Here is a 24,475-nt window from a genome sequence, read left to right on the forward strand (position 1 = left end):
TTTACGTGTCCTGCGGGGTCCGGGTCGCCGCGGCCTCGAGTACGTGCTCGGTTTCCACCCGGTCCTTCGCCCGGCGGCGGTCCTCCAGGACGGCCGCCCAGGCATTGCGTCGGGCACCGCTCATGAGCAGCGATTCCAGGCCCCGGAAGGCCTCGCTGAAGGACGGAATGGCGATGGCGCGGACTGGCGCGGCCTGCATGATGTCGACCCCTACTCTCGCTGCTCGCTCTGTGGCGTGTGCGGTGCGTGGATCCAGCGTCACCGACTGGTGTTACCAGGGCATGGCCGGTCGGTCAAATGTGATGGACACGTTGCAAACAAAGACGCGGCCCGCCGGACTTCTCACACGAAAGAAGCCTAGGGGCCGCGCCGATGCGGTGTTACCCATTGGTAAGCATTGTGCGTGAGTTCACACGCACACAGAGTCAGGAGGACTGCGCTCCGGTCCGGGCGCGCTTCTCCATCGCCTGGTTGTACAGGCGTCCGGCGCGGTACGAGGAGCGGACCAGCGGGCCGGACATCACGCCGGAGTAGCCGATCTCCTCGGCCTCCTTCGCCAGCTCCACGAACTCGGCCGGCTTCACCCAGCGCTCCACGGGGTGGTGCCGCGGCGAGGGCCGCAGGTACTGGGTGATGGTGATGAGCTCGCAGCCGGCCTCGTGGAGGTCCTTCAGCGCCTGGCTGACCTCCTCGCGCTCCTCGCCCATGCCGAGGATCAGGTTCGACTTGGTGACCAGGCCGTACGCGCGGGCCTTGGTGATCACCTCGAGGGAGCGCTCGTACCGGAAGCCGGGGCGGATCCGCTTGAAGATCCGCGGCACCGTCTCGACGTTGTGCGCGAAGACCTCGGGACGGGAGGCGAAGACCTCCTCCAGCAGCTCCGGGACCGCGTTGAAGTCGGGGGCCAGCAGCTCGACCTTGGTGTGCCCGGCCTCGCGGCCGGCCGTCTGCTGGTGGATCTGGCGCACGGTCTCCGCGTACAGCCACGCGCCGCCGTCCGCCAGGTCGTCGCGGGCGACGCCGGTGATGGTGGCGTAGTTCAGGTCCATGGTGACCACGGACTCGCCGACGCGACGCGGCTCGTCCCGGTCGAGGGCCTCGGGCTTGCCCGTGTCGATCTGGCAGAAGTCACAGCGCCGGGTGCACTGGTCGCCACCGATGAGGAAGGTGGCCTCGCGGTCCTCCCAGCATTCGTAGATGTTCGGACAGCCGGCTTCCTGGCACACCGTGTGCAGTCCTTCGCCCTTCACCAGGGCCTGCATCTTGGTGTACTCGGGACCCATCTTCGCCCGGGTCTTGATCCACTCGGGCTTGCGCTCGATGGGGGTCTGACTGTTACGGACCTCCAGGCGCAGCATCTTGCGTCCGTCGGGTGCGACTGCGGACACGACCGGCTCCCTGTGACTTCGATTCTTCGGCGCCCACCAGGGTACGCCCGTAAATTCGTACGCTCTTACGTCCGCCAACCGGGGGCCGGCCGGCCGCATTCCCCCGCCGGGTCAGGCCCCGGCGGCTTCGATCTCGCGGGGCCGCAGCTCGGCGTTCTCCAGCACGTCCCTCAGGTGCCGTTCGACGACCGGCAGCACCTCGGCGATGGTGACCTCCCGGCCCAGTTCGTACGAGAGCGAGGTCACACCGGCGTCCCGGATCCCGCAAGGGATGATCCGGTCGAACCAGGTGCTGTCCGGGTTCACGTTCAGGGAGAAGCCGTGCATCGTGACGCCCTTGGCGACGCGGATGCCGATGGCGGCGAGCTTGCGGTCCTCGCGGCGCTGGCCGGCGTTGGACGGGGCGTACTCGGGGCCGTGGAGACGGGCGTCGAACTCGTCGTCGCCCGTACGCGGGTCCGTGGCGGGCACCGTGAAGTCGAGGGAGAGCCCGCCGATCGCCGGGCGCTGCTCCACGGGGTCGCCGAGCACCCAGACGCCGGAACGGCCCTCGATCCGGGTGGTCTCCAGGCCGAAGTCGGCGGCGGTGCGGATGAGGGCTTCCTCGAGGCGGCGCACGTGGGCGACCACGTCGACGGGACGCGGCAGCTTCATGATCGGGTAGCCGACCAGCTGGCCCGGGCCGTGCCAGGTGATCTTGCCGCCGCGGTCCACGTCGATGACCGGCGTCCCGTCCAGGGGGCGCTCGCTGGGATCCGTGCGCCGGCCGGCGGTGTAGACCGGCTCGTGCTCCACCATCAGGCAGGTGTCGTCGATCTCGTCGGCGAAGCGGGCCGCGTGCACCCGGCGCTGCTCTTCCCAGGCCGCGGTGTACTCGACGGATTCCGGCCCGAAGCCCAGATGGACAAACCGAAGCTCAGTCACCGCAGCGCCTCCTCGTTGAACCTGCTGTGTGTGGAACCTGCCGTGTGCACGTATCGCACCCCGGTCAAGAGTACGGCGGCCCGCGCGCGGCCCCTCAGGCCCCCGGTCCGGACCGTCCCGCGGGCCCGGCGGCGGGCTCCGGGGCGGCGGCTCCGGCGGGCGTTCCCGCGGTGGTTCCGGCGTCCGTGGCCCCCGGCCGGAGGGCCGGCAGCCGGCGGGGCCGCCCGCGGCCCGCGGGCGGCCGGTCGGGATCCTCGTCGGCCCTCGGGAGCCTGCGGTGACCCTCGGAGTGATCGTTGACCCAACCGCACACCCCGCACGCGTAGCGCCCGTCCAGGCCCGCGATGTAGGTGCCGCAGCGGCGGCACTCCGCCTCGGTGATCTCGGGGGCGGGCAGCGGGGCGGTGGATTCCGCGTACGGATCGGGGCGGTGTGCGTCGTGGGGCCGGCGGGTCATGTGGCGCAGCGTACGCGGACCGAGTGGACCAGTCCGTAAAGAGCCCTACCCATTCTGCACACGATCGGATGAATGTGGGGCAGAGAGGACGGTCTGAGGAGAGTTGGCCGCTACATTCACGCCGTTCACAGGGCCGGGACCCCGGTCCGTCACGTACGGAAACCGTGGAGCCGATGACCGAACGACCTGCCCAGCGTGTCCCCAACCGGCAGCTCGCGGCACTGATCGCGGAAGCCGGGTTCTCCAACGCCGGGCTCGCCCGGCGTGTCGACCAGCTCGGTCTGGAACACGGTCTGGACCTGCGGTACGACAAGACGTCCGTGACCCGCTGGCTACGCGGCCAGCAGCCCCGCGGCACCACCCCGGCGCTGATCGCGGAGGTCTTCACCCGGCGCCTGGGGCGGCGGCTGTCGGCGCAGGACCTGGGCCTGGACGCGTGCGCCCCCGTGTACGCCGGGCTGGAGTTCGCGGCCACCCCGGAGGAGGCCGTGGACATCGCGAGCGGGCTGTGGCGCAAGGACTCCGGTTCCCACGCCGAGCTGCGCAAGATCGCCTTCACCCCGGCTGGGCTGGTGGTGCCCAGCCGGGACTGGCTCATCGGACGCGCCGACGAACGCGTCGCCCGCGGCGCCGACCCCGCCGCGCACCGGGTCCCGGCCCAGGGCCGCACCACGGTGCCCCGGCAGCGCCAGATCGACCGGGGGCCCGGACAGCGGGTGACCAGCGGGGACATCGCGGCGCTGCGGTCGGTGAGCGAGCTCTTCCGGACCCTGGACCACACCTACGGCGGCGGGCACGCCCGGCAGGCCCTGGTGCGGTACCTGGAGCACGAGGCCGAGCCGATGCTGCGCGGCACCTACGGCGAGACCACCGGGCGCCGCCTGTTCGCCGCCGCCGCCGACCTGACCCGGCTCGCGGGCTGGACCTCGTACGACATCGCCGCGCACGGCCTGGCCCAGCGGTACTTCGTCCAGGCGCTGCGGCTGGCGCAGGCCGCCGGGGACCGGCAGTACGGGTCCTACGTGCTGATCACCATGAGCCGTCAGGCGGTCTATCTGGGGCACGGCCGGGAGGCGGTGCAGCTGGCCCGGGTCGCGCAGCAGGGCGTGGGCTCGGGTCCGCCGCCGGTGGTGCAGTCGCTGCTGCACGCCTCGGAGGCGCGGGGGCACGCGGTCCTCGGCGAGGTGCGGGCGGCGACGGCCTCGCTGGTGCGGGCGGAGCGGGCGCTGGGCGCGGCCCGGCCGGGGGACGACGTACCGCACTGGGCCCGGCTGTTCGACGAAGGGCAGCTGGCGGACGAGTTCGGGCACTGCCACCGCGACCTCCAGCAGTACCGGGCCTCCGCCCAGCACGCGGAGCGCTCGCTCCAGCTGCGGGCGCCGGGCTTCGCGCGCTCGCGGCTGTTCTGCCGGGTGGTGCTGGCCACGGCGCGGCTGGGGCTCGGCGAGCTGGACCAGGCGTGCGCGCTGGGGGCGGAGGCGGCGCAGCAGGCGATGGAGATGCGGTCGGTGCGCGCGGTGGAGTACGTACGGGACTTCGAGCGGCGGCTGGAGCCGTACCGGGACGCCTCGGCGGTGCGGACGTACCGGGACCGCGTGTCGGCGCTGTCCTGACGGGTGACGGCGTCGACGGACGGGCCCGGCCCCTCGCGGGGACCGGGCCCGGTGCTCGGGCGGCCGTGCCGTCAGGCCGCCGCGGGCAGCGCGGGCTCCGGCTGGGCCGGCAGCGGGATGCCGAAGTCGCGCAGCAGGGCGGTGGCGGCGCGGCGGGCGGAGTGCAGGGCCCCCTCGACGGTGTTGGAGTCGCGGTGGTCCCCGCACACGTAGAGCCCGGCCAGGACCCGTACCGGCCGCTGCCGGTCGTGCGGCGGGGGCATCGCCGGGACGGCCTCCGGGGTGTGGTGGACGGTCAGCAGCTCCCAGTCCCGCGTCGAGGTGTCGTACAGCCGGGCCAGGCGGGAGGCGACCGTCCGCAGGGGCGGCGGCGGGCCGTGCACGGTGGTGGTGACCAGGCTGCGGGCGGCGGGGGCCCGGGTGGGGTCGACCGCGCTCATCACGGTGGTGTGGGCGAGCGGCCACTTGGGGTCGGCGTCCAGGAGCAGCGAGCCGTCCCAGGGCAGGGGTGCGGGGGTGGCGTGGTGGATGACGGTGACCTCGTGGAAGCCCGGCACGCGCAGCCCCGGGAGCAGTTGGGCGGCGGCCCGGGCGCCGGTGGCGAGCAGGACGGCACGGCAGCCGAACTCCCCGTGCTCCTCGGTGGTGACGAGGTTGGTCGCCACCGACCGCACCCGGATCCCGGTGCGTACCGTGCCGGGCGGCAGGGACGCCGCGAGCAGGCCGGGCAGGGTGGCGGCGCCGCCCTCGGGCACGGCGAGGCGGCCTCTGGCGAAGGTGCGCAGCGCGAGGTCGGCCACGCGGCTGGACGTGGTGAGCTCCGGGTCGCGGAGCAGGGCGGACAGCAGGGGCCGCAGGACGCCGGCCACGGTGCGCGGCGGCAGGCCGCGGGAGCCGAGGGCGGCGAGGGCGGTGCGCTCGGGCCGGGCCAGGACGCGTTCCACGGGCAGCGCCGCGAGCCGCCCGAGCGCGGCACTGAAGCGGGCCTGGTCGAGGGAGCCGCTGGCCAGCGCACGGGCGGGGGTCAGGGCCCCGGCCCGCTGCTGCCTGCCGTCGGCGCCGTGCACCAGCACCCCGGGGGCGAAGGGGCGCAGGACCAGCCCCGTGAGGCCCGGGGTGCGGGCCGGTTCGGTGTACGCGGTGCTGAGGAGCTGGCCGACCCGGTCGAGCCGGAACCCGTCGGCCGATTCGGTGGCCATGCGGCCGCCGGGGTCGTCCGCGGTCTCCAGGACGCTGACGGTGACCCCGGCCGCGATCAGGTGGTGCGCTGCCGCGAGTCCTGAGACTCCGGCTCCTACGATGACGACGTCCGCGTGATGTGCGGCATGGTGTGAGCTGCTGAGCACGTGCCCCTCCCCGAGGTCGGCGCGGCTGTGTGGGGATCCTCCTTCCCCCAACGGACTCCGGGAGAACCCCACTTGCGGTGGGGATTCCGTACAACTCCGGTCGCACGACGGTCGCACACGGGTCACGAACGGTCGCACACGATCGGAAGCCTGCGCCGTCTACGGCTTGAGCGCCGCCCTGATCGACTCCTCGATGCCGGGGTACGTGAACTCGAACCCGGCCTCCGTCAGCCGGGCCGGGCGCGCCCGCTGACTGCCCAGCACGTCCTGCGACAGCTCGCCGAGCACGAGGCGCAGGACGGGGGCCGGGACGGCGAACACGGCCGGGCGGCGCAGTACGCGTCCCATCGCGGCGGTGACCTCCCGGTTGGTCAGGGGCTGCGGGGCGGTGAGGTTGAAGGGGCCGGAGAGGCCCGGGGTGTCGATCAGGAACCGCAGGGCGGCGACCTCGTCGTGCAGGGAGATGAACGACCAGTACTGGCGGCCGCTGCCGAGCCGGCCGCCGATGCCCGCCCGGAAGACGGGGAACATCCGCCCCCACGCCCCTCCCCCGGCGGCGACCACCAGACCGGTGCGGGCGAACACGGTCCGGATCCCGGCCTCCCGGGCGGGCGCGGCAGCGGCCTCCCACTCGGCGCAGACCTCGGGCAGGAACCCGCTGCCGGCGGGAGCGCTCTCGTCGACGGCCCGCTCCCCGGTGTCGCCGTAGTACCCGACGGCGGAGCCGCACACGAGCACGGGCGGCGGGGTGTCGAGGGCGGCCACGGCACGGGCGACGGCGGCGGTCCCGAGCACCCGGCTGTCGCGGATCTCGCGCTTGTACGCGTCGGTCCAGCGGTGGTCCCCGATGCCGGCCCCGGCGAGGTGCACGACGGCATCGCACCCGCGCAGCCCGTCGGGGTCGACGTATCCGGCCCGGGGATCCCACCGCGCCTCACCGGGGGCGGCGGGGGCGCGGCGCACGAAGCGGACGGTGCGGTGGCCGTCGGCGTGGAGGGAGCGTACGAGGGCCTGGCCGATGAGTCCGGAGGATCCGGTGAGGGCGATGCGCATGCGGCCAGTGTCCCTGCCGGGGGGTGTCGGGCGGGGGGTTGTCCGCTGTCCGGCCGCCCGCCCGCCCTGTCCAGCCCCGCCGGCGCTTGACGCGCGGGGTCTGGGGCGGAGCCCAGGAGGGGGTCCGGGCGCAGCCCGGGGAACGGGCGGAGGGCGGGTAGGGGACTTCACCCCGCGCAGCGGGGCACCGGCCCGCGAACGCCCCACCGGCCCCGCAGGGTCAAGCTCCGCCCAGCCAGGTGCCCACCGCGTACGTGACCCCCATCGCGACGCCCCCGCCCACCACGTTCCGCAGCACCGCCCGGGACGCAGCGGCCCCGCCCAGCCGTGCGCTGACCACCCCGCACAGCGCCAGCGCCCCCAGCACCGCCACCACCGTCACCGGCACCCGCCACGACGCCCCCGGCAGGACGACCGCCAGCAGCGGCAGCACCGCCCCCGCCGTGAAGGCCACCAGGCTCGCGAAGGCCGCGTGCCACGGGTTCGCCAGCTCGTCCGGCTCGATCCCCAGTTCCACCCGCGCGTGCGCCCGCAGCGCGTCCCGTTGCGTCAGCTGTTCGGCGGCCTCGCGGGCCACCTCGCGGCTCAGACCCCGGGCGCCCAGCAGCTCCGTCAGCTCGTCCAGCTCCGCTTCCGGCTCCTCCGCCAGCTCCTTGCGCTCCACCTCCAGCGCCGCCCGTTCGGAGTCCCGCTGCGAGCTGACCGACACGTACTCCCCCGCCGCCATCGACAGCGCCCCCGCCAGCAGCCCGGCCACGCCCGCCGTGAGGATCACGGTGCGCGAGGTGGTGGCGCCAGCGACGCCGACCACGAGGCCCGCGGTGGAGATGATGCCGTCGTTGGCTCCGAGCACCCCGGCCCGCAGCCAGTTCAGCCGGGTGCTGATCGCCGCGCTCCGCACGTCCGTCACGGGACCACTGTCCCCGCCCGCGCCCGCCGGGGCCACCCGGCGTGCGCGGCCGGGGCCGCCGTACCAGGGTGGAGGGGTGAGACGCGGACGGGAGGAGCCGGGCCGGCTGCAGGGGGCCCCGCCGCCGCGCTGGGCCCGGATCGCGCCCGCGGTGGCCATGGTGGCGCTCTGCCTCACCCAGTGGACCACCCGTACGGCGGAGCTGGCCTATTTCCTGGCGGCCCTGCCCGCCGTGGCCGCCTTCGCGTACGGGCCCGCCGGCACGGCCGTCTTCGCCGGGCTCGTGCTGCTCCTGCTGGGCATTCCCGACCTCGGGGTGGGACAGGCCCGCGGCAGCGACCTGGCCACGGTAGCCACCGTCGGACTGCTCAGCGTGATCATCGCCTGGGTGCGGCGGCGCCGGGACACCCAGCTGGTCAGTGTGCGGACGGTCGCCGAGGCCGCCCAGCTGGCGGTGCTGCCGCCGGTCCCGGAGCGGGTCGGCCGGGTGCGCTGCGCCGGGCTGTACCGGGCGGCGCAGCGGGGCACGCTGGTCGGCGGCGACCTGGTCGACGTACGGGCCGGACCGTACGGGGTGCGGGCGGTGGTCGCGGACGTGCAGGGGCACGGGCTGGCGGCCGTCGGGACGGTGGCGTCGCTGCTCGGCGCGTTCCGCGAGGCGGTCCTGGACGACCCGGCGCTGGCGGCGGTGGCGGCGCGGCTGGACCGGCGGCTGACGGCGGACGCGGCCGCGGAGTCCGTCGCGCATCCAGAGCTGTTCGCGACGGCGCTGCTGCTGGAGTTCCCGCCCGGGCTGCCCGTCGTACGGGTGGTGTCGTGCGGGCATCCGCCGGCGCTGCTGCTACGGGGCTTCGCGGTCACGGAAGTGGCCGTGGAACCGGGGCCCCCGCTCGGTCTGGGGCTGGCCGGGCCGGCCGGCGCGGTGGTGGCCGAGGTCCCGCTGCTGCCGGGCGACCGGCTGCTCGCGCACACCGACGGGGTCACCGAGGCACGGGACGCGGCGGGGAACTTCTACCCGCTGTCCGCCCGGGTGCCGGTGCTGGCGGACGACCCGGCCGGGCTGGTCCCGGCCGTCTGGCGGGACCTCGCCGCCTTCACCCGGGGCGGCCCGCGCGACGACGTCGCGCTGCTGCTGCTGTCCCCGGACCACGAGATCCGTACGGGGCGTCGTCCCTGAGGTACGGGAGGAATCATGTCCATGCTGATCATCAGGGGAACCTTCCGGGCGAAGGGTTTCAAGCCGGACGGTGACACCGTCTCCTTCACCCCGGACGACGTGGCGGACTGGAAGCGGGTGCCCGGCGTCCACCGGATCCTGCCGAAGGCCGACGGCCGCTCCGCCGTCCGGCTGGAGGGCGTCGACGCGCTGGAGACCCACTACGGGGACGACGAGTCGGGAGTGCGGCACCAGCCCCTGCCGCCGGCACACCGGGCCGCGGACGAACTGCTGAAATGGCTCGGCTTCACCGACTTCCACCGCGACGACGAGGAGACCATCACCTCGACGATCCCCGACGCGGTGCCCGGCTTCGTCCTCACCGGCGGCGCCGACGTCTACGGCCGGTGCGTGGCCCTGGTCGGCCGCAGGAACCCCCCGGCGTTCAACGGGTATGAGATCGACGTCGACGTCGACCAGTTGAAGAAGACCGCCAACCACCACCTGGTCAAGGAGGGCCTGGCCTATCCGACGTTCTACACCGGCTTCCCCGACCACCTGCGCACCGCCCTGGCCGTCGCCGCGAAGGCGGCGAAGGACGCGGTCCCCAGGAAGGGCGTCTGGGCCCAGGACGTGACCACCGACGGCTTCAAGGTCACCGACATGGAGTCGATCACGGCCGACAACGGGGCGGTGATCCTGCCGAAGCTGTTCCGCCGGCTGAAGGACTACCTGGACCTCGACCTGGAGGGCCCGCCCCTGGCCTGCCTCCCCGCCTTCCTCGCCGGAGCCGGCGACGGTTTCTACCTCCAGGGGAAGGCCGACCGGCTCACCGGCCTCCAGCGGATCGTCAAGGTGGACGACGGGACCATGAGGATGACCCGCCCGGTCGAGGAGATCACCTTCGACGAGAAGTGAGCCGGGCCGGCCGGCGCACGGGCCGGCCCGGCCGGCGCGTCAGCCCCCGTTGGCGACGATGAAGGCGCGGACCATCCGGCAGGTGACATTGGACGGGCGGTGGATCCCCACGCGCACCGCCATCGTCCGTATCTTGCGGTTGGTGGCGCGCTTGGCGTCGTACGTCCCCGTGTCGAGCAGGGAGATGGCCAGGCGCATGGCCTTCAGGCGGCGGTTGTGGTTCTCGTACCACTCGCGGGGCAGACCCGCCGGCAGCGGCTTCTTCTTGGGCATCGAAATGATCGCGGCAGCGGCCATCTACAGCCTCCCAAACGGTAGTTGGCTTCCTGTCGTGCTCCTTCGATTTTAGTGGGGGGCACTGACAAAAGCCCTGGCCGCGCGGAGTCTGACTACCCTTGCCGGCATGGAGATCTGGATCAATCCCGCCTGCTCGAAGTGCCGGAGCGCGCTGACCCTGCTGGACGCGGAGGGCGCCGACTACACGGTGCGCCGCTACCTGGAGGACGTACCGTCCGAGGACGAGATCCGGGAGGTGCTCGGCCGGCTCGGGCTGGAGCCGTGGGACATCACGCGCACCTCCGACGCCCTCGCGAAGGAGACCGGCGTACGGGACCTGCCGCGCGAGGAGACCGACGAGGCGCGGGCCCGCTGGATCGCCCACCTCGCCGCCCACCCGAAGCTGATCCAGCGCCCGATCATCACCTCCGAGGACGGCACGGCCGTGGTCGCCCGCTCCGAGGAAGCCGTCCGCGACGCCCTCTCCCGCACGGGCGGGGCCTCCTAGTACGGGAACTGGGCCGGGGCCAGGAGACGGGCGATCTCGGCGGGCGCCGTCAGGGGCAGCGCGTGGTGGGAGACGCCGGGCAGTACGCCGACCCGCGCGCCCGGCAGTGCGGCGCGCGCGGCGCCGGCGGCCCGGCGGGGGTCGTGGCAGCGGGCCCGCCCCGCGAAGAGGACCTCAACCGGCAGCCCGCCGAGCCCGGCCGCGTCCGGGCGCGGGCCGGTGACCGGCCGCACGGTGGGGAAGGCGGCCGTCTCCTCCTGGAGCCGCGTCCAGGCGGGGTCGAGCGGCACCCCGCCGGTCTCCCAGGCCAGGAAGGAGCGGATCCGGGCCGGAGTCGGCCGGAACAGCACGGGCAGCGCGCGCAGGACGTAGCGGGGGCGCAGCCCGGCGAAGACCTGGGTCGGGTCGAGCAGGACGAGCCGGCCGAGCCGCCCGGGCCGCCGCGCGGCGGCGTGGGCGGCGATCCAGGCCCCGTAGGAGTGCCCGGCCAGCGTGACGGGCCCCCCGTCGAGGCCGCCGAGGTCGCGCAGGCCGTCGAGGAGCGCGTCGAGCCAGTCCGCGAGGTCCGCGACGGTACGCATCTCCCGCCCGGGCGCCGGGACGCTGAGCCCGGGCTCTCCGACCAGGTCCACGGCGTGCACCCGCCGGGTCCGGGCCGGCCCGGCGGCGACGCAGGCCCCCCACACGGTGGAGGTGGCCCCGCCCCCGGGCAGCAGCACGAGCGGCGGCGCCCCGACGGGACCGCAGCTGTTGACGCGGGTCACTCCGTACGGCGTGGGCACGTCGACGGCCTCGACGGGCCGGGGCCACTGGGCGAGCACCTCGTCGTAGGCGGCACGGAAGGACGTCCGGGACATGGCTGGCTCCAATGCCTCGCTGGGCGATAATCTCGCTCAGCGAGAGATCCTAGGCCGGGTCGATGCGGGAGGCAATGTGGAGGACGACGTGGACGGGGGCGTGGGCGGCAACCTCGAACTGGTGCACCTGCTGCGTGCGGTGGCCGTCGAATTCGGCCTGCGTCAGGCGGAGTTCGCCGCCGCCAACGGCATGCACCCGACCGACGTACGGGCCCTGATCTGCCTCCTGGACGCCGCCCGCGCCGCCGAACCCGCCACACCGGGCCTCCTCCGCACCCGGCTCGGCCTCAACTCGGCGGGCACCACCGGCGTGATCGACCGCCTGCAGCGCCTGGGCCACGTGGAACGCGTCCGTGACCCCGAAGACCGCCGCCGCGTCCTGCTCCGGGTCCGGCCGGAGGCGGTCCACCTGGGGCAGGAGTTCTTCGGGCCGGCGATCAACACCCTGCTCGGCACCCTCACCCCCCTCTCCCCCGCCGAACGCACCACCATCCGCGACTTCCTGACGGCAGCCCGGGAGGCGTTCACCCCCTGAGGGCGCACTCGGCCCAGACGGTCTTCCCGACCAGCCGGTCCGAAACCCCCCAGGCGGCGGCGACGGCCCCGACGACCTGGAGCCCGTACCCGCTCCCGCCGGGGCTGGGCCGCCGGTCCCTCCGCCCGTCCGACACCTCGACCCGCACCACCTCACCGAGGCGGCTGACCCGCAGCTCGAAGTCCCGCCCGGGCACCCGCCCGTGCGTCACGGCGTTGGCCGCGAGCTCGGCGATGAGGAGCCCGACGTCGTCGGAGACCCGGCCGCCGTGCGGAAACCCCCAGGCGTGGAGCTGGACGAGCGCCAGATGCCGGGCGAGGCGCGCGCCGCGCGGCGTGGCACTGAACCGCTGCACGAAGACGAAGCCCTGCAGGGCGGCATCCAGGCCGGTGACCAGATCGGCCCAGGCGCGGTCGAGCTGGGGGAGGACGTTGGCGAGCCATTCGCTGTCGTCGTCGGCTTCGGCATCAGTCGCGTCATACATGACATCCCACCATTCGTTCGAGTGCTCAATCGCCTTGCGGAAGAACAGAGTTACGTAGGCGGAGCTACGATCGAAAGCACTGGGGTGACCGACCTGCGCTTTGGACGGAGTGGCATATTCAGACGCGTCTGACCTGCAGGAACGCCCTCGAATTCGATCGCGACCAAGAGCATGGGAACGTGGGAAGGGGGCGTCCGTGATGTCGGACCCTCGCCGCCAATTCGCCGAGGCGCTCAAGAACGCTCGGGAGCTCTACCCGGAACGCCGACTGACCCAGACCGACACGGCCCGTCTGGCGCGGACATCGAAGAGCACGATCAGCCGGATGGAGTCGGGGAAGGGCCCAATCCCCTCACAACTACCGGCAGTGCTGGATCAGATCTTCAGGACGGACGGCCTCTTTCAGCGACTGGATGAGGAGGTAGCCATCCGGACGTTCCGAGCGATCCAACGCAAACGGACGGAACTGGAGAGGTCCGCCTCCGCCATCTGGGAGTGGTCACCTACGCTCGTCCCAGGCCTCGTCCAGACGAGCAGTTACGCCCGCGCCTTGCTCCGGGTGGGCGCTCCTGTCGCCAACGAGGAGCAGCTGGCGGCAATGACGCGTGCCCGAATCGCCCGCCAGGGGATACTGACGGGCCCCCGCCCTCCCCATCTCCGCATCGTGCTGTGCGAGTCCGTGATCCTCCGGCGGTTCGTGCCCGCTCCGGTGATGTACGAACAACTCGCGGCCCTCATCTCCCACAGCGAGCGGCCTACCACGAGCATCCGCATCCTGCCGTTGAACGCGGAACCGAACCTGTTGATCGAGGTCCCCCTGAGCATCCTGACTTCACCGACGCACGTGCGGTCCGTGAGCGTGGACTCCTACCGCTCGGCATTGATCATCACCAAGCCCGAGGACGTACGAGACGCGGTGCAAGCCTTTGGAGACCTTGAGGGCGAGTCCCTGCCAGCACAGCAGAGCGTGGAGCTCATCAGACGGCAGATGGAGAGCCTGAGATGAGCTGCCCCCACACCCCATCCGGACTGCAGGTGACGGCACCACGGGCGGGCGGGGGAACGTTTGGAGCGGGATCACGGCGGCCCCCTGAACCTGGGGCGCCTCACGGCTGGTTTGGGGGTTTCCCGTCAGTCCCATCGTCCTTCCGGTTCATGCCGGCCCGTCAAGGGCGCTCACTTCGTTCGCGTCGCTACGCGATGGCCTTCGGCCACCCTTGACCGACCAGCCCGCCCCGGAAAGACAAGGACTGCCGGGAACCCCCCAAAAGAACGGTCACGGGGCGGGAATGGGAGGGACGGGTCCCTCAGCGATGTGGCGAGGGGCCAGGCCTTGGCCATGTCCCGCATCCGGGCCCGTGCGCTGCCCGGCCAGGCCGGGGCCCGGCTACCCGCACCACATGACGAACAGGACCCCGTCCGGGACCGGTGGGCGCGATAGATCGCTACGTGCTCCTCCCGGCTTGGCGTCCGACGACCGTCCTGGGCTGATACCCGCACCACATGACGAACAGGGCAGCATCCGGGACCGGTGGGCGCGGCAGATCGCTACGCGCTTCCCTCGGTTCGGCGTCCGGCGGCCAGGTGCTGGTAGAGCGCCTGGTGGCCTGCAGGGGTGGGGTGTATGCCGTCTGTGAGCAGGTCGGGCTTCTTCCGGAGCGGTTCCCACATGTCGACGAAGTCGATGTGGTTGTCCTCGCACCACGTCCGGAGGGATTCCCGGAGGGCCAACGCCCTGTTCTCCGTGAAGCGCAGGCCCTCGTAGTCACCGGTGCGCTCTTCGTCCAGCCAGACGGGGCCCAGGACGACGAGGCGGGCGTTGTGCGCGTGGGCCGTCGCGGCGAGCGCGGCGAGACCGTCCGTGAGGTTCACGAGTCCGTCGGCGTCCGGTGTGGAGAGCGGCACGGCGGAGTCGTTGATCCCTGCGGCGAGCAGGATGGTGTCGGGCAGGCGAGGGGCCAGCAGGGCGGGCGTCTGCTCGCTGACGCCCGCCAGGGTGCTGCCGGGGATGGTGAGGTTGAAGACCCGGTGGGCCGTCTCGTTCTCGGCGATGTGGGCAGCCGCCAGACGGGCCGCCCAGCCGCCCTGCGGATCGCAGCGGCCGTAGGCGATGCTGTCGCCCACGATCACGATCCGCGCCGCCGGGCGCAGCGGATTCGCGTCCAAGTAGGCCCAGGCGCTTTCCCCGGACGAGAGGACGACGCGCCTGCGGGTGTAGTCGTCGACCTCGTAGGCGTCGGCTGCGGCGAGTTCCCGGTCGGTGAGGTGAAGAACGGCTCCCTCGACCACGCCGCCGAGCTTGCGCTCCAGGATCAGGTGGACGTCAAGGCCGCTGGCCGCGATCACGTCCGGGTCGGTGATCTTCAGCGGCCTGGTCGCGTACCCGGCCAGCGACGCGGGACGGCTGGGCACGACCTGGCCGAAGAGGGCCTTCTGAACCTTCGGGTCCATCAGCGTGCCGAAGGAGAACAGGAGGTGGGGGCGCGAGTCGCTCACGATGGGGCTTTCTTCAGGAATCGGTCAACTGTGTTGATCAAGGTACCCACTCCCCTCCTTCTGCCGTTCGTGGTGATCTGTCGCGCCCACCGCTCCCGGATGGGGACCTGATCAACATGTGGTGCAGGTATCAGCCCAAGACGGCTGTCGGACGCCATGCCGGGAGGAGCGCGTAGCGATCTGGCGCGCCCGCCGGTCCCGGACGGGGTCCTGATCGTCATGAGGTGCGGGTAGCCGGGCCCTCGGCCAGGCAGGGCACGGGCCCGGATGCCTGGTGGGCCGTGGCCCGGCCCGTCGTCTCTTCGCTGAGGGAGTCGCTCCCCTCCTCCTGCCCCGTGACCGTTCCTTCGGGGGCTTCCCGGCAGCCTTTCGGCTTTTCGGGGCGGGTCGGGCTGTCAAGGGTGGAGCGAAGCGACATCGCGTAGCGACGCGAACGAAGTGAGCGCCCTTGACGGGCCGGCACGAACCGGAAGGACGATGGGACTGACGGGAAACCCCCGGACCGCCCTGAGACGGACCTGCCGGCCCCCGCGACCCCACCCCCCAGCCCCGGCCTTCACGCCGCCCCACGCCCCGCCCCGCTAGGGTGACCCGAGGAGCAAAGCAGACAAACCGCACCAAAGGACCGGCGCCGTGACGGAGCAGCAACCCGACCCCAGCACCAGCCCCCGCTACCCCATCGCGCCGTCCCGGCGCGGGGCCGACTGGATGTTCGGAGGGGTGTACGGGACCGTGCTGGCCAGTGGGCTGCTGGCCGCGCTGGAGCAGCAGGGGGAGGCGTACACCCCCTTCTACGACGCCAGCTGGGTCCTGGTCACCGCCGTCACCGCCGCGCTCGCGCACGGGTACGCGCACCACATGGCCGACCACCGGGCCGGCTCCGCCGCGCACCGGTGGCGGTTGCTGGGCCGGGCGCTGTGGAACGAGTGGCCGATGATCGCGGCCACCCTCCCCACCGTCCTGCTGCTCCTGCTCGCGGGGGTCGCGCAATGGGAGCCGTACGGGGTGACGGCCGCCGGGCTCGGACTGAACACGGCGCTGCTGTTCGGCTGGGGGGCCTTCGTCGCGATCCGGGTCGGCTACCGGATCGCCTCGGCGCTGCTCATCGGCCTGGCCGACGCCGCGATCGGGCTGGCCATCATCGTGGCCAACGCCCTCATCAAGTAGCCAGCTGCCGCTCCGCCTCGGCCAGGATCCACGTCAGCCGGGCCCCGAACTCCGCCCCGCGCGGGTCCGGCACCCCCGTGCGGGCGGCGTCGAGCAGCGCGTCCAGGGCGCGCCCGCAGGCGCCCGGTACGTCGCTCCAGTCCGGCAGCGCGAAGACGCCCTCGGCCCCGCGCAGTTCCAGCCCCACTCCGGCGGCCGCCTGCGGCGCGCTCAGGCTGAGCACGGCGGTGCTGGCGGCCCCGGAGGCGTGCCGCAGGGCCAGTTGGACCAGGTCCGACGGGCCCCGGGTGGCGGAGACGGCGGTGACCTCGCCCAGGACCGGGATCAGGACGGACAGGGCGTGCGGGCCGACGTCCCACAGCCCGCCCTTGGTCTTGCGCCAGGGCGAGTCGGCGTACGCGCTGGGTTCGCCGGCGGGCGGGAAGACCGCGCCGAGCCAGTGCGCGGAGGCGGTGAACCACCCGGTGCGTCCGGCCTGTTCGAGGACCCACCCCGCGGTGGGCTCGGCGAAGCGGAGGGTGAGGAAGACGACGGAGGCGACGCCGTGCGCCGCGGCGGCGTCGGCGACGGCCCGGGCGTCCTCCACCGTGGTGGCGACGGGCTTGTCGAGCAGCAGGTGGCAGCCGGCGGCGGCCGCGCGCACGGCGAGCGGGGCCTGGACGTCCGGCGGCAGCGCGAAGGCGGCGACGTCGCAGTCGGCGAACAGCGCGTCGGGGTCTTCGTACACCTTCACCCCGTACGCCTGGGCCAGCTCGGCCGCGGCTTCGGGGCGCCGGCCCCAGACCCCGGCGAATTCGGAGCCGGTGTGCGCGGCGAGGGCGGGGGCGTGGGTGCGGCGGGCCCATGGGCCGGTGCCGAGCAGGCCGACGCGAGGACGGGGGCGTGCGGGGCCGTCGCCCGCGCCGTCACCGGAGGAGTTCAAATCGTACGAAATGCTCACCCGCTCAGTGTGCCCCACTCGGACGGATGCACAGCCACCGACCCGAACAAGCCACCCGACCTGCGGCGTAAACGCCGGTAACACGGGGTTCACACATGGGCAACCGATGAGAAATCGCCACGGGGCACGCTGCCGTCAACACCGCAGCGATCCGCAGCACCCGCAGAGTCAGGATGGTCCCGTGAGCTACAAAGCTGAATACATCTGGATCGACGGCACCGAGCCGACGGCGAAGCTCCGCTCCAAGACGAAGATCCTGACGGGCGGCACCCCCGCCGACGTCGCGGAGCTGCCGATCTGGGGCTTCGACGGTTCGAGCACGAACCAGGCCGAGGGTCACGCCTCGGACCGGGTCCTCCAGCCGGTCTTCTCCTGCCCGGACCCGATCCGCGGCGGGCACGACATCCTCGTGCTGTGCGAGGTCCTCGACATCGACATGACCCCGCACGCGTCGAACACCCGGGCGCTGCTGCGGCCGGTCGCGGAGAAGTTCGCCGGCCAGGCGCCCGTCTTCGGCATCGAGCAGGAGTACACCTTCTTCGACGGCACCCGCCCGCTCGGCTTCCCGGTGGGCGGCTTCCCGGCGGCGCAGGGCGGCTACTACTGCGGTGTCGGCGCGGACGAGATCTTCGGCCGCGAGATCGTCGAGAAGCACCTGGACCACTGCCTGGCGGCGGGCCTGGAGATCTCCGGCATCAACGCCGAGGTCATGCCCGGCCAGTGGGAGTTCCAGGTCGGCCCGCTCGGCCCGCTGGAGGTCTCGGACCAGCTGTGGATCGCGCGCTGGCTGCTGTACCGCACGGCCGAGGACTTCAACGTGTCGGCGACGCTGAACCCGAAGCCGGTGAAGGGCGACTGGAACGGCGCCGGCGCGCACACCAACTTCTCCACGAAGGCGATGCGCGAGGACTACCGCGCGATCATCTCGGCGTGCGAGGCGCTGGGCGAGGGCAGCAAGCCGCTGGACCACGTCAAGAACTACGGCGCGGGCATCGACGAGCGCCTGACGGGTCTGCACGAGACGGCTCCGTGGAACGAGTTCAGCTACGGCGTCTCCGACCGCGGCGCGTCGGTCCGCATCCCGTGGCAGGTGGAGAAGGACGGCAAGGGCTACATCGAGGACCGCCGCCCGAACGCGAACGTGGACCCGTACGTGGTGACCCGCCTGATCACGGACACCTGCTGCACGGGCCTGGAGAAGGACGGCCTGGTCTGACCGCGGCCTGAGACCGCGGGCACGGCCGCTCAGCGCTCACGGCGGCGCCCGCCTCCCCTCCAGGAGGCGGGCGCCGCCGTCGTTGTCAGTGGCGGGTGCCACGGTGTCCGTATGCATCCCACGCATCCCATCGCGATCCGGCCGGTCAGAGTCCACACCGAGCCGGGCGGCTTCCACGACCTCTCCGGACCCGGCAGCCGCGAGCCGCTGTCCGCGCTCGTGGCGCGCATAGGCGGGGCGGGTGACCGCTTCCTCGTCGTGAACCGGGTCCCGGACGATCCGGACGTCTACGTCCAGGTCTGGCACGAGACCGGCGGCGACTACCAGCTGGAGCACCGCGCCGGCACCCCCGAGCGGCACTTCCAGACGTTCGTCGAGACGGCGGACGAGGTGGTGGAGGTGATGCTCCGCTGGGCGGCCGGGGAGGCGGGCTGGGACCGCGGGCCGGTCTGGGAGCGGCTGGACTTCCCGGTGGAGGAGGTGGTGCCGCTGGACCCGGAGGCCGAGGAGGAGCTGACCGGGGCCGTGCGGGGCCGGCTGCGCTGCGGGTACGACGACCGGGCGGCCCTGACGGAGCACGCCGAGGAGTACCTGGTGAACGGTGACGACCGGCCGGTGTCCCGGGCGCAGGCCGCGCAGCTGGTGGACCGGCTCTGGCGGGAGCGGGTCGCCGAGCAGGCCGGGTGGGCGGGTGAGACCGACCCGGAGCGGCTGGCCCGGGCCTTCGGGGCGCTCGACGCGGCCGGGATCACCGCGCGTGAGAACTTCGCCTGCTGCCGCTCCTGCGGCCTCGCGGAGATCCGTGCCGCCGGCGAGGAGGACGCGCGCGGGTTCGTCTTCTTCCACGCGCAGTGCACCGAGGGAGCGGCCGACGGCGGGAACCTGTACCTGCTCTACGGGGGTTTCGCGTCCGGCGAGGAGCCGACCGTCTCCGTGGGCCGGGAGGTGGTCGCGGCGCTGGACGGGGTGGGGCTGTCGTGGGAGTGGGACGGTTCGGCCCACGATGCGATACGGGTGACCGGGCTCGACTGGCGCAAGCGGCTGTCCGGCTGACGGTTTGTCGGGAATGTGTCAGCCCGACGAAGAGTTGACGACACTATGTGAGATACCGATCCACCAAGTGAGATGACGCCTGCCCCGGGCCCCCGTTTCTGCTTCAATGGCGCCCATGGCCAGCCATCCGTACTCCCCGACAGGTCGCAGCGACCTGGAGCCGTTCTGGCCCTCCCGTCAGGACCACGACTTCGACCGGGTGTGTTGCCGCGCCGAGAACGCGCCGGCCCTCTAAAGCTTCCGGGACCTGTCACCAGACCCGCCCGGGGCCTTCGGTCTGCGCGGTACGCAACGACTACGTGCACACGCACATGCACACGTACGTCTTCTGCCGACCACTCCGCGTGAAAGAGCTGACCACTCATGACGAGCACCCGTTCCTTCGCTCCCGCCACCTCCGCCGCGACCTCCGCCCCCCTGCCCTTCCCTCCCGCTCCGCGCCACCGGCTGCGGGCCGTGGACCGGGACGAGGTGGCCCGGGTCGTGGACCTGCTCCCGCCCGGCGCCACCTGGCTGCCCGCGCCCCAGCACGCCGTTCCGGCGCTGCCGGGTCAGCCGCCGATGGTCGGCTACCTGGTCCTCGTACCGGCCGACCAGCAGCCGATCGCCTTCGCCCCGCAGTCCGTCCCGGCGCCCGTCGCCGGAGCCGCCGCCGGACCGGTCCCCCACTCCGCCCGGCCCGCGCCCGCGTCGCCGCCGGCCGACGGCGACGCGCTCGTGCGGATCGACGCCGCGCAGCGCACGGCCGAGGTCGACGGCGAGCAGCTGGACCTGACCTACCTGGAGTTCGAGCTGCTCGCCCACCTGGTGGCCCACCCGCACCGGGTGCACAGCCGGGACCAGCTGGTGACCACGGTGTGGGGCTACGGGCACGTCGGCGACGGCCGCACGGTCGACGTCCACATCGCCCGGCTGCGGCGCAAGCTGGGCGCGGCGCACCGCGGGGCGATCCAGACCGTCCGCCGCGTGGGGTACAAGTACACGCCCTGACACCGGGAATGACGGTGGGCCCGTACGCGGCCGAGCGCGTACGGGCCCACCGGTGTCCGAGCTCCGCCTACGCCGTGCGCGTCCCGCGCCGACGCGCGGTGAACCCGGCGGCCAGGTCGATCACGAGGAAGGCCAGCAGGCTGATGCCCAGCAGCGGGACGAACCAGCCGGCGACCGCCGTCGCGCAGGCGAACGGCAGCAGCACGGTCACCGGCAGCCTGCGCCAGGCGCCGCGCGGCTGGGCGCGGCCCACCGAGAGCCGGCTCTCCTGGGTGGGGCGGCGCATCCACCACATGCGGTAGCCCCACACGACCAGGAACATCACCGCCACGGCGAGCGCGGCCAGCGCGAGCTGGCTGGCGACGCCGAAGGTCAGGCCCATGTGCAGGTCGATGCCGAAGCGGGTGAGCTGGGCGAGGAGCGGGTAGTCGGCGAAACGCAGGTCGTCCATGATCCGGCCGTCGGCGGGGTCGACGGCGACCGAGTCGAGGTGTACCGGGAGCGTCTTGTCGTTCTCCTTGACGACGTAGCCCTTGCCCTTGGCGGGCAGGGTCACGCGCAGGCTCTCGGTGACGCCGGCGGCGCGGGCGGCGGCCACGGCCCTGTCGATGCCGATGTCGGTGACGGGGGCCGGCGGGGGCATCTCCATGCCGTCGGTCATGACGTGCCCGGCGTGTTCGTCGCCGCCGTCGGCGCCGGTGCCGGCGGCCGTGCCCGGCTGGAGCGTGGCCGCGACGGCGGGGGTGGCGCCGCCGAGCCGGTCCTGGAGCCGTCCGATGTTCTCACCGGCGTAGTTCGACCAGGTCAGGCCGGTCACGGAGAGGCCGACGAGTCCGGCGGCGGCCCACAGGCCGACGGTTCCGTGCCAGGAGAGGGTCTTGCGGCGGCCGGTGGCCTTGCGGTCGGGAAGGACGAGGTCGGCCTTGCGGCCGCGGCGGCGCCCGATCCACAGGGCGAGGCCGCCGAGCGCGACCACCCAGAGCCAGCTGGCGGCGAGTTCGCTGTAGTTGCGGCCGAACTCCCCGAGCTGGAGGCTCGCGTGGAACTCGCTCAGCCAGGCCCGCAGGGGCAGCGCGTCACCGGAGGTGGTCAGCTGTCCGCGCACGTCGGCGGTGTAGGGGTCGACGAAGACGGTGAGGGACTCGCCCTCGGCCAGGCCCGGGTCCTCCATGATCACCCGAGTGGTCGCGTCTTCCTCGGGCGCGGGCCACACGCCGAGCACCTTGCCCTGGGGGGCGGCACTCTGGGCGGCCTTCACCTGGGTGCTGAGCGGTACGGCCCGCTCGCCGACGCTGTCGACGGTCAGCTCGTGGGAGTAGAGGATGCGCTCGGCCTGCCAGGAGCCCGCGTACAGCAGGCCGGTGGCGGCCGCGAGGAAGAGGAACGGGGCTATCAGCAACCCCGCGTAGAAGTGCACGCGCAGCAGCAGCGGCCGCAGCGCGGCCCAGCCGCCGGCCGTGCGGCGGGCGGGCCCGGCCGGTGTTCCGGAGTCCTGGGCGGGGTCTTCTTGGAGCTCGTCAAGGGACATGTCGGTCCTGGGATTCGGCGAAACGGGGGACCGGCCCCAGGTCTCGTCCGTCGCCCGGGAACGCGACGGTCAGGCGTGCGCGGGGTGCGGAACGGGTGCCGCCGGAAGGCCTCCGGCCGCCCCGCGGGCGGGGCCGGTGGTGCCCGGTGCGTGCGCGCGCGAAGGGGCGCACCGGCGGCCCGCGGCGACGCGGTGGGCGTACGCGGCGGGGGCCGTCGGCCGGGCGGGGCTCTGGCGGCACGGCCTCGGGGCCGTGGTGCGGGTGTCTCGCCACCCGGGCGGGCCTCGGCGGACCGCGGTGTGGGCGTGTACGGCTCCGCGCAGCCGGCGCGGGCGTTCGTACGGAGGGTGGTGCGCGGGCGGGGCCGGCAGGGGGGCCACCCGGGTGCGCAGCAGCGCGAGCGCGCGGGCGACCGGCCGGGCGGCCAGCAGCGCGGTGGCGCCGAGGGCCCCGGCGAGGCGGAAGACGGCGGCCTCGCCCCAGGCGAGCCAGGCGGCGCAGAAGAGCCCGGCGAGGACGTGCGCGGCGATCATCCCGAGGCCGCCGTGCCCGGCCATGTCGGCCATGTCACCCATGGTGGGGAGCTCAGCCGCGCCCACCACCGCGTCCGTGCCGGCGGTGGCCGTGGCGCCGCCCAGGGGGGCGTCCATCGGCATGCCGGGCACGTGGTGGTGACCGGGCATCGTCTCGGGCACCGCGGCCGGCACCGGGGCGGGGGCGGTGTGCCGGCGGCCCGGGGCCTGGCCGGCGGTGAAGGCGAGGTGGAGGACGCCCTGTACGGCGAGCAGTGCGGCGGTGATTCCGGCCGGGCCGCGGCGTCGTCCGGCGGCGGCCCAGGCGGGGGCCCCGGTCAGTGCGAAAGCGACCAGAAGGGTGCCGAAAGGGACATCCATCCCGGACATGTACGAATGCCCCATCGCGCCCAATGCCACGCACACGGCCGCGAACATCGCGGCCCGCGTGCCGCGCATCGGCGCACGGGAGGGGGATCCAGTCATGTTCCGGTCATGGTCTCACGGGGCCCGCCGCCGCGCGCGGGAGGGCCGTGCCCGATCATGGACCGGTGAACCCATCGCCATGGTCATGGTCAGTGCCGCTCGGAGCGGTCTACGCGGGCGCGGTCCAGCTCGGGGCCCACGCCCTGGACCGGCTGGATCCGGTCGAGCGGGAACGGGTGCTGCGCGGCTGCTCGACGAACGTCGACAACCTCGCCGCCGGCCGCTGGGAGACGCTGCTGAGCAGCGCCTGTGTGGTCGAGGAACCCATGCCGCTGGCGTACGCACTGCTGCTGGTCGCGGTGCTGGGCTACGCGGAGTACGCGTACGGGGCGTGGTGGACGGCCGCCGTCTTCCTCTTCGGGCACACCACGGCGACGCTCCTGGTCTACGGGGCCCTGCGCCGCACCGCCGACCGGCAGACCCGCCGGGCCCTGGACGTGGGCACGAGCTACGGGTTCAACGCGGTCCTCGGCGCCCTGACCTCGGCTCTGCCGCGCGGGGCGGTGCGCAACAGCGCCCGGGCGGGCCTGCTGGCGGTCGCCGCACAGCCGGTGCTGCGGCGCGGGCGGACCTTCACCGACGCGGGCCACCTCGTGGCGCTCGGTCTGGGGATAGGCCTGTCGGCCGCCTTCGATTGTCTTTCCGGTTCGAAACATCGGAAAATCGCTCACATCTGACCGAATTATCCCGATCGGGAGGGACGGCGTGCCACCACACGCACACGCCGCCACCCACCCACCCGAGTACGCCGCCCCCGCACACCCCCGAGCACAGCGCCCCGCGCACGCCACTTCCCCCGAGCAAGCCACCCCGCTGGAGCCGCCACGATGACCGCCACCCCCGCCACCACCGTCGCCAACCTCCGCGACCTCGGGGGCACCCCGCTCGCCGGCGGCCGCACCGTCCGCCCCGGCCTCGTCCTGCGCTCGGGCGCGCTGGACCGGCTCGACCTCGACGCCGACCCGGCGGTGGCGGCGCTGGGGCTGCGGACCGTCATCGACCTGCGCAGCGACGCCGAGCGGGCGGACCACCCGGACCGGATACCCGACGGGGTCCGGCTCCTGGTGCGCGACGTGCTCGCCGACAAGATGAGCGACCACCGGATGCCCGCCGCCACCCAGCTCAAGGACCTCCTCGCCGACCCGATCGTGGCCGAGGAACACCTGGGCGGCGGCAAGGCGCGGGCCCTGTTCGGGTCCGTATACCGCTCCTTCGTCAGCACCGGTTCCGCGCACACCGCGTACCGCACGCTGCTCACCGAGGCCGCCGACCCCGACGCGGGCCCGCTGCTCTTCCACTGCACGGCGGGCAAGGACCGTACGGGCTGGGGCGCCACGCTGATCCTCGCGCTGCTCGGCGCCGACGAGGACACCCTGATGGCCGAGTACCTGGCGGTGAACCCGGCGGTCAGGCAGGCCTTCGCCCCGCTGATCGAGGGCTTCACCGCCTCGGGCGGCGACCCGGACATCGCGCTGGCACTGATCGGGGTGTTCCCCTCCTACCTGGAGGCCGGCCTGGACGAGATCCGCGTCCGCTACGGCTCGATGGAGAAGTACGTGCACGAGGGCCTCGGGGTGTCCGAGGAGACGGTCGCGGCGCTGCGCGCCAGGCTGACGGCCTGAGCCGCTCCGGGCGCGGTACCTCGTACACCTCGGAGCACG

At 73.4% G+C, this 24,475-nt stretch carries 26 protein-coding genes; 12 read left to right on the forward strand and 14 right to left on the reverse strand.

From position 1 onward, the window contains the following. Position 1: 1 nt before the first annotated feature. The 4 genes from ACFY7H_RS09995 to ACFY7H_RS10010 form a co-directional block, all read right to left on the reverse strand. Positions 2-199 carry a hypothetical protein gene (locus tag ACFY7H_RS09995; RefSeq protein WP_362470288.1) on the reverse strand — a complete coding sequence of 66 codons (198 nt, stop codon included), beginning with the start codon at positions 197-199 and terminating at the stop codon, positions 2-4. Positions 200-425: 226 nt separating this feature from the next. Next, entirely contained in the window at positions 426-1,388 is a 963-nt protein-coding gene (gene lipA / locus ACFY7H_RS10000) for a lipoyl synthase (RefSeq protein ID WP_388935732.1), read from the reverse strand. A 111-nt stretch (positions 1,389-1,499) separates the two neighbouring features. Next, entirely contained in the window at positions 1,500-2,312 is an 813-nt protein-coding gene (gene lipB / locus ACFY7H_RS10005) for a lipoyl(octanoyl) transferase LipB (RefSeq protein ID WP_388935736.1), read from the reverse strand. Positions 2,313-2,406: 94 nt separating this feature from the next. Continuing rightward, positions 2,407-2,769, reverse strand: a complete 363-nt coding sequence (locus ACFY7H_RS10010) for a hypothetical protein (RefSeq protein WP_388935739.1) — start codon at positions 2,767-2,769, stop codon at positions 2,407-2,409. Positions 2,770-2,942: 173 nt separating this feature from the next. Between ACFY7H_RS10010 and ACFY7H_RS10015 the strand changes: the two genes are divergently transcribed. Next, the gene (locus ACFY7H_RS10015) at positions 2,943-4,382 is read left to right on the forward strand and encodes a regulator (protein WP_388935742.1); all 1,440 of its coding nucleotides are present in this window, start codon (positions 2,943-2,945) and stop codon (positions 4,380-4,382) included. 71 nt (positions 4,383-4,453) lie between these two features. On the opposite strand, the gene ACFY7H_RS10020 is transcribed toward ACFY7H_RS10015, so the two are convergent. The 3 genes from ACFY7H_RS10020 to ACFY7H_RS10030 form a co-directional block, all read right to left on the reverse strand. Beyond that, entirely contained in the window at positions 4,454-5,728 is a 1,275-nt protein-coding gene (locus tag ACFY7H_RS10020; protein WP_388935745.1) for an FAD-dependent oxidoreductase, read from the reverse strand. Between the two features lie 159 nt (positions 5,729-5,887). Continuing rightward, on the reverse strand, positions 5,888-6,781 hold the full coding sequence (locus ACFY7H_RS10025; RefSeq protein WP_388935748.1) for a TIGR01777 family oxidoreductase: 894 nt from the start codon (positions 6,779-6,781) through the stop codon (positions 5,888-5,890). A gap of 220 nt (positions 6,782-7,001) precedes the next feature. After that, the gene (locus ACFY7H_RS10030; RefSeq protein WP_388935750.1) at positions 7,002-7,691 is read right to left on the reverse strand and encodes a VIT family protein; all 690 of its coding nucleotides are present in this window, start codon (positions 7,689-7,691) and stop codon (positions 7,002-7,004) included. A gap of 76 nt (positions 7,692-7,767) precedes the next feature. On the opposite strand from ACFY7H_RS10030, the gene ACFY7H_RS10035 reads away from it, so the two are divergent. Both ACFY7H_RS10035 and ACFY7H_RS10040 read left to right on the forward strand, forming a co-directional pair. Beyond that, complete coding sequence (locus tag ACFY7H_RS10035; RefSeq protein WP_388935753.1) at positions 7,768-8,868, forward strand: PP2C family protein-serine/threonine phosphatase; 1,101 nt, start codon at positions 7,768-7,770, stop codon at positions 8,866-8,868. A gap of 15 nt (positions 8,869-8,883) precedes the next feature. Further along, positions 8,884-9,765, forward strand: a complete 882-nt coding sequence (locus tag ACFY7H_RS10040; RefSeq protein ID WP_388935756.1) for a nuclease — start codon at positions 8,884-8,886, stop codon at positions 9,763-9,765. Between the two features lie 39 nt (positions 9,766-9,804). Here ACFY7H_RS10040 and ACFY7H_RS10045 read toward each other — a convergent pair whose 3' ends face one another. Next, positions 9,805-10,062: a hypothetical protein gene (locus ACFY7H_RS10045; RefSeq protein WP_007263742.1), complete on the reverse strand. Its 258-nt coding sequence runs from the start codon at positions 10,060-10,062 to the stop codon at positions 9,805-9,807. Positions 10,063-10,168: 106 nt separating this feature from the next. On the opposite strand from ACFY7H_RS10045, the gene ACFY7H_RS10050 reads away from it, so the two are divergent. Then, positions 10,169-10,549 carry an ArsC/Spx/MgsR family protein gene (locus ACFY7H_RS10050; RefSeq protein WP_388935759.1) on the forward strand — a complete coding sequence of 127 codons (381 nt, stop codon included), beginning with the start codon at positions 10,169-10,171 and terminating at the stop codon, positions 10,547-10,549. Here ACFY7H_RS10050 and ACFY7H_RS10055 read toward each other — a convergent pair. Then, positions 10,546-11,406 carry an alpha/beta fold hydrolase gene (locus ACFY7H_RS10055; RefSeq protein ID WP_388935762.1) on the reverse strand — a complete coding sequence of 287 codons (861 nt, stop codon included), beginning with the start codon at positions 11,404-11,406 and terminating at the stop codon, positions 10,546-10,548. The two genes, ACFY7H_RS10050 and ACFY7H_RS10055, sit on opposite strands and share 4 nt — an antisense overlap. A 76-nt stretch (positions 11,407-11,482) precedes the next feature. Here ACFY7H_RS10055 and ACFY7H_RS10060 point away from each other — a divergent pair, with 76 nt between their 5' ends. Next, positions 11,483-11,941, forward strand: coding sequence for a MarR family winged helix-turn-helix transcriptional regulator (locus tag ACFY7H_RS10060; protein ID WP_388935764.1), 459 nt, complete (start codon positions 11,483-11,485; stop codon positions 11,939-11,941). Here ACFY7H_RS10060 and ACFY7H_RS10065 read toward each other — a convergent pair. Next, complete coding sequence (locus ACFY7H_RS10065; protein ID WP_388935766.1) at positions 11,931-12,425, reverse strand: ATP-binding protein; 495 nt, start codon at positions 12,423-12,425, stop codon at positions 11,931-11,933. The two genes, ACFY7H_RS10060 and ACFY7H_RS10065, sit on opposite strands and share 11 nt — an antisense overlap. Before the next feature lie 199 nt (positions 12,426-12,624). Here ACFY7H_RS10065 and ACFY7H_RS10070 point away from each other — a divergent pair, with 199 nt between their 5' ends. Beyond that, positions 12,625-13,431 carry a helix-turn-helix domain-containing protein gene (locus ACFY7H_RS10070; protein WP_388935769.1) on the forward strand — a complete coding sequence of 269 codons (807 nt, stop codon included), beginning with the start codon at positions 12,625-12,627 and terminating at the stop codon, positions 13,429-13,431. 542 nt (positions 13,432-13,973) lie between these two features. On the opposite strand, the gene ACFY7H_RS10075 is transcribed toward ACFY7H_RS10070, so the two are convergent. Continuing rightward, positions 13,974-14,921, reverse strand: a complete 948-nt coding sequence (locus ACFY7H_RS10075; RefSeq protein ID WP_388935771.1) for a GDSL-type esterase/lipase family protein — start codon at positions 14,919-14,921, stop codon at positions 13,974-13,976. 633 nt (positions 14,922-15,554) lie between these two features. Between ACFY7H_RS10075 and ACFY7H_RS10080 the strand changes: the two genes are divergently transcribed. Beyond that, entirely contained in the window at positions 15,555-16,088 is a 534-nt protein-coding gene (locus ACFY7H_RS10080) for a hypothetical protein (protein WP_388935774.1), read from the forward strand. Here ACFY7H_RS10080 and ACFY7H_RS10085 read toward each other — a convergent pair. Next, positions 16,081-17,010: a Gfo/Idh/MocA family protein gene (locus ACFY7H_RS10085; RefSeq protein ID WP_388936229.1), complete on the reverse strand. Its 930-nt coding sequence runs from the start codon at positions 17,008-17,010 to the stop codon at positions 16,081-16,083. The two genes, ACFY7H_RS10080 and ACFY7H_RS10085, sit on opposite strands and share 8 nt — an antisense overlap. Before the next feature lie 199 nt (positions 17,011-17,209). On the opposite strand from ACFY7H_RS10085, the gene glnII reads away from it, so the two are divergent. From glnII to ACFY7H_RS10100, 3 genes are all read left to right on the forward strand, one after another. Further along, positions 17,210-18,244 (forward strand): glutamine synthetase, encoded by a 1,035-nt coding sequence (gene glnII / locus ACFY7H_RS10090; RefSeq protein WP_388935777.1) that lies wholly within the window; start codon positions 17,210-17,212, stop codon positions 18,242-18,244. A 111-nt stretch (positions 18,245-18,355) separates the two neighbouring features. Next, positions 18,356-19,297: a DUF6891 domain-containing protein gene (locus ACFY7H_RS10095; RefSeq protein WP_388935780.1), complete on the forward strand. Its 942-nt coding sequence runs from the start codon at positions 18,356-18,358 to the stop codon at positions 19,295-19,297. Positions 19,298-19,660: 363 nt separating this feature from the next. Next, on the forward strand, positions 19,661-20,287 hold the full coding sequence (locus ACFY7H_RS10100) for a winged helix-turn-helix domain-containing protein (protein ID WP_388935783.1): 627 nt from the start codon (positions 19,661-19,663) through the stop codon (positions 20,285-20,287). Positions 20,288-20,354: 67 nt separating this feature from the next. Here the strand turns inward: ACFY7H_RS10100 and ACFY7H_RS10105 are convergent, their stop codons facing one another. Next, positions 20,355-21,815 (reverse strand): PepSY-associated TM helix domain-containing protein, encoded by a 1,461-nt coding sequence (locus tag ACFY7H_RS10105; RefSeq protein WP_388935785.1) that lies wholly within the window; start codon positions 21,813-21,815, stop codon positions 20,355-20,357. Between the two features lie 69 nt (positions 21,816-21,884). Beyond that, positions 21,885-22,814 carry a hypothetical protein gene (locus ACFY7H_RS10110; RefSeq protein ID WP_388935788.1) on the reverse strand — a complete coding sequence of 310 codons (930 nt, stop codon included), beginning with the start codon at positions 22,812-22,814 and terminating at the stop codon, positions 21,885-21,887. 92 nt (positions 22,815-22,906) lie between these two features. Here ACFY7H_RS10110 and ACFY7H_RS10115 point away from each other — a divergent pair, with 92 nt between their 5' ends. Together ACFY7H_RS10115 and ACFY7H_RS10120 are read left to right on the forward strand one after the other, a co-directional pair. Continuing rightward, a complete protein-coding gene (locus ACFY7H_RS10115; protein ID WP_388935790.1) occupies positions 22,907-23,491 on the forward strand; it encodes a rhomboid-like protein in 585 nt (194 codons plus the stop codon). A 150-nt stretch (positions 23,492-23,641) separates the two neighbouring features. Further along, positions 23,642-24,436: a tyrosine-protein phosphatase gene (locus ACFY7H_RS10120; RefSeq protein WP_388935793.1), complete on the forward strand. Its 795-nt coding sequence runs from the start codon at positions 23,642-23,644 to the stop codon at positions 24,434-24,436. Positions 24,437-24,475 lie beyond the last annotated feature (39 nt).

The sequence above is a fragment of the Streptomyces sp. NPDC012794 genome, assembly GCF_042901085.1.
Taxonomy (GTDB): Bacteria; Actinomycetota; Actinomycetes; order Streptomycetales; family Streptomycetaceae; genus Streptomyces.